The organism is Aurantimonas sp. DM33-3, from assembly GCF_014334315.1.
Lineage (GTDB): Bacteria > Pseudomonadota > Alphaproteobacteria > Rhizobiales > Rhizobiaceae > Aurantimonas > Aurantimonas coralicida.
Genome location: NZ_JACSGS010000048.1, coordinates 1 through 1,308, shown reverse-complemented (window position 1 = coordinate 1,308; position 1,308 = coordinate 1). Strand labels below are relative to the sequence as shown.

The 1,308-nt window shown below is 66.4% G+C and carries 2 protein-coding genes; both read right to left on the bottom strand.

What is annotated here, in order from left to right; translation table 11 throughout:
- Positions 1-74: 74 nt before the first annotated feature.
- On the bottom strand, positions 75-578 hold the full coding sequence (locus H9Q09_RS22320) for a DUF411 domain-containing protein (protein WP_187392894.1): 504 nt from the start codon (positions 576-578) through the stop codon (positions 75-77).
- A gap of 11 nt (positions 579-589) precedes the next feature.
- Positions 590-1,308 (bottom strand): hypothetical protein (locus tag H9Q09_RS22315; protein WP_210315479.1); only part of this gene is annotated, 719 nt, incomplete at its 5' end.

The window sequence follows — 1,308 nt, the reverse complement described above, 5'->3', positions numbered from 1 at the left end:
CGAGCAAGGCCACGAGCCCGCCGCCCGCCATCATCAGGCCCATCATCGGCCCGCCCATCATTCCCCCCATGCACTCACTCATCGGAGTAGACGGAGATCCCGGCCTCGCCAAAGGCATAGGTCCTCAACGTGCCGGTCTTCTCGGGCGCCATTCCGGGGGCGTTGCCCGGCATTCCGGGAAGCGTGATCCCGGCAATCTGCGGACGCTCGGTCACCAGGCGCTCGATGATCTCCGCCGGCACGAGGCCGCTGACGTAGTAGCCGTCGATCTCGGCGAGATGGCAGCCGATCCCATCCTGCGGCACCCCGACATCGACTGAGCGCCGATCAAAACCCGGATCGTCGACGCGGGTCACCTGATAGCCCTTCGCTTCCAGATATTCGGCATAGGTGTCGCAGCATCCGCAGTTAGGATCCCGCCAGATCGTGATCTGCCTGGACGGCGCGGTCTGTTCCGTCGCGGCGATAGCGGCAGTGGGCGACCGACTTGAGTCCTGCGCCGAGGACAATGTGGCGAAGGCGATACCTCCAGCGACCGCGACGGCCGCGATCGAGGTGATGACGAGAGCATTCTTCATGATGAAATCCTTCAGGAGGTCGAGAGCGCGAACCAGGTGGTGCCGCGGTCGCGGCTCTGCTTCAGGCCGCCATCCAGAGCGGCAACGATGTGTTTAGGATCGATCGGGTTCACCGCCACGGCGGACGCGTCACCCGACGTCAAACGAGACCAGACGACCCCGGCGTCCCGTGAACTCCAGACGCCCGACGGCAGGGCGGCGTAGAGCGTTTCGGACGCGGTATGCGCGCCAGCCAGTGCACGGACCGGCTCGCCCGACGGCAGTGGCGCTTCGGGTGGAGGTGCGTCGCCGGCTACCAGAGCGTCCATCGCGTTGCCGGGCTGAACGTCCTGCCAACGGCAGAAGCAATCCGGCACGCGAGTGATCCCGGTGTCGGTGCCCGCGTAGATCCAGATCCCGCCCATGCCGGTCGCGAGATCGACCGAGGCAAGCGCCCGAAGATCACGCTCCGCATTGTCGAGCCACGGGCGGTCCATTGCTAGGCTCCAATTCCGACCGGCGTCCTCGCTTTTCCAGATGCCGTCACCGCGGATCGCGGCGTACATCATGTCGGGCTGGCCAGCCGACATGGTGACCGTGTCGACGGCCCCTTCGCCGTTTCCAATGGCACGATCTTTCCATGTGCGTCCTCCATCCTGCGAGATGGCAACCCGGCCGGAAGCGAGCCCGGCGACGACGCGGCCCGGCCGCTCAGGGTGCGTTGCGAGCGCGAGAATGCCATCGGGCCCGG